This window comes from Runella sp., from assembly GCF_027484545.1.
Taxonomy (GTDB): Bacteria; Bacteroidota; Bacteroidia; order Cytophagales; family Spirosomataceae; genus Runella.
Map to the genome: position 1 here is coordinate 1 of NZ_JAIXST010000173.1, position 2,623 is coordinate 2,623.

The window sequence follows — 2,623 nt, forward strand, 5'->3', positions numbered from 1 at the left end:
AATACCAAAAAAGAATATAACAAATAATATAAGGCTCGTCAGAGAAGATTTTAACTTTGATAGACAAAAGGCAAAGAGCTGTTTTGCAAGAAGTTAAACTGTTTTATGAAAAAGCCCTGGCATTGGTATGAAGTTGCAGTTTCTTGAAAATGTTTTTCTTATGGGTATGTACCGTGTGTTTGCTGATAAAAAGCGTTTCTGCAATTTTGTCTTCCATCAGCCCGTTGGCAATCAATTGAATGATATTTTTTTCACGTTCGGATAAATTCGTCAGTTGGTTAAAATCAGAATTTTGGAACTCATCCAATTTAAAAGCTACTCCTGAGATGTGTTTGCTCAGATAGGTTTTTCCCTGGACAAGCCTACTTAAGGCTTCAGTCCATTCGGTTTTGGAGGCATCTTTGAGTAAATATCCCTGCACGCCGGCTTCGAGCGCTTTTTTGACCAATCCAGTGGAATAATAAGCAGAAAACACCAGAATTTTCAATGCCGTAAAACGCGAACGCAATTCAGGGACTAAATCAAGGCTACTTTTCCCGTCAAAATTCAAGTCGAGTATCAGCACATCGGGACGGAGAGTCTCACAGACGGTAAGCGTTTCCTTCAGCGAAGAAGCCTCGCCGATTAATTCATAACCGGCACTGTTTTCAAACATCATTCGAAGTCCTCCGAGTACTACGGGATGGTCGTCGGCTACCACAATTCGGGTCATGGGAAAGAAAAGGTTAGGAATGAGTGTTTTACCCAAATTTAGGAAAAAATCGGCGTAGATTAGTGGTTATCTGTTTGAAATGGCTCAACACTTTTGGCTAAATTGCCGCTTTCTCAAGACCATTATTAAGAAAAAACGCATGATAAAGGGCTGCTTATTGGTATTGTTTTCCTTTCTTTATTCAATTCAAAGCGTCGCTCAGGATACGATTTCGTCGGTTTTGGTTTCTGAGGTTTTGCTTAAAAAACACGTTTATACGTTAGCGTCCGATAGTTTACAAGGGCGTCAAACAGGAACTATTGGACAATATAAAGCCGCTGATTATTGCGTTAAGACTTTTAAAGACAATCATCTATTGCCTGTTTTTCAGCTGGATAGCTTGTGGTGGACTTTTTTACAGAAATATTACTTTATACCTGCTTTAGTGTCTTATTTTGGCAGAATGACTGTGACAGCCAAGCGCAGCGAACTGTCAAATCCTCCATTGGCAAACGACGACACGAATCAGATACTGTTTGCTCATAACGTAGGAGCATTACTCGTTGGCTCGGATTTAAAAAATGAAATTGTTATCGTTTCTGCCCATTATGACCATTTAGGGAAAAATGGCAACCTAATTTATAATGGAGCCGATGACAATGCCTCCAGTACGGCTTCGGTCTTGGCGATGGCCGCCGCCTTTGACAGTTTGGCGCAGCAGGGCATCCGTCCTCGCCGCAGTATTTTGTTTTTGTTGTTTTCGGGCGAAGAAGGCGGATTGATAGGTTCCAAGTATTTTGTAGCGGCAAGCCCCTTTGACATGAACCAAATCATCTGCGATTTGAACGTAGACATGGTTGGAAGAACTGACCTTAAACATCGGAAGAGACCTGATTATTGCTATTTGATTACGGGGAAATCAGATAAAGAATTAAAGCAAACCATCGAAGTTGCTAATCAAAAATCGGTGAATCTCAATCTTGATTATCGTTACGATTCCGAAAACGATCCCAGCCAATTTTACTATCGCTCGGATCATTATAATTTTGCCAAACAAGGCATCCCGATTGCTTTTTTTATGGATGGTGAACACCCGGACTATCACCAACCTTCGGATTCAGCTGACAAAATTAACTATATTGTCCTTCAAAAACGGGCCACTTTAGTATTTCAAAGCGCATGGATGATGGCAAATCCTAAGAAGTAGCTTGACCGCAGGATTTTTATAGCAATGAAGACACTTAAGCACTTACGCAAAATTAAATGTGAAATAATTTTTTATAACTCCTTGATAAACAAAGGTTTTTGCTTATTGCAGTTTTGCCGCAGCGGCAGACCGCCTTTTTACTTATGGGTAACCGAAGAAAATAAAAACCCCTGTAAAATTTTGATTTACAAGGGCTTAAAAAATTTTGATGCAGAGATTCGAATTCTCAATGCCTTGCAGCATACACACTTTCCAGGCGTACTCCTTCAACCACTCGGATACCTCTCTGTGTCTTGAAATGGAGTGCAAACGTAACACCTATAAATTTATGTACTGCGTGTCCTCACAAACCGGCTATTTTGTTGGCAGCATTTATGATGCTTTCATACAGGAGGGATTTACCGCGTTTTTCTCGGCTAATTGACTATTTGAGAAATGAAATGTATTTTGGATGTGAAAATCAATTCACCACAACAATGACTGTGATTATTCCGCCTAACGCCACTGAAAAGCAAATAGAAACTGCATTAGAAAAGCTTAACAAAGCATCAAAAACCTTCCCGCTGTAATATTTTGTGTGTTAACCCTTTTGTCCTGTTATTTTTGTTCGTGAATTCAATTTTGAAATGCAATTTTTTGTTTTTGAATAAACTCAATGGGGGATAAGAACTTGAGTGCTTTTCTGGGCCTGTTGTTTAGTTTATTTTGAATGTTTTCAATATAGT

Annotated in this window: 3 protein-coding genes; 2 read left to right on the plus strand and 1 reads right to left on the minus strand. The window is 39.4% G+C overall.

Annotated elements, in window-relative coordinates; genetic code table 11:
* Positions 1–103: 103 nt before the first annotated feature.
* Positions 104–712, minus strand: coding sequence for a response regulator transcription factor (locus Q0081_RS16480; protein WP_298355437.1), 609 nt, complete (start codon positions 710–712; stop codon positions 104–106).
* Between the two features lie 139 nt (positions 713–851).
* On the opposite strand from Q0081_RS16480, the gene Q0081_RS16485 reads away from it, so the two are divergent.
* Both Q0081_RS16485 and Q0081_RS16490 read left to right on the plus strand, forming a co-directional pair.
* On the plus strand, positions 852–1,898 hold the full coding sequence (locus Q0081_RS16485; RefSeq protein WP_298355439.1) for a M20/M25/M40 family metallo-hydrolase: 1,047 nt from the start codon (positions 852–854) through the stop codon (positions 1,896–1,898).
* 362 nt (positions 1,899–2,260) lie between these two features.
* Entirely contained in the window at positions 2,261–2,467 is a 207-nt protein-coding gene (locus Q0081_RS16490) for a hypothetical protein (RefSeq protein ID WP_298355441.1), read from the plus strand.
* The last annotated feature ends 156 nt before the right edge of the window (positions 2,468–2,623 follow it).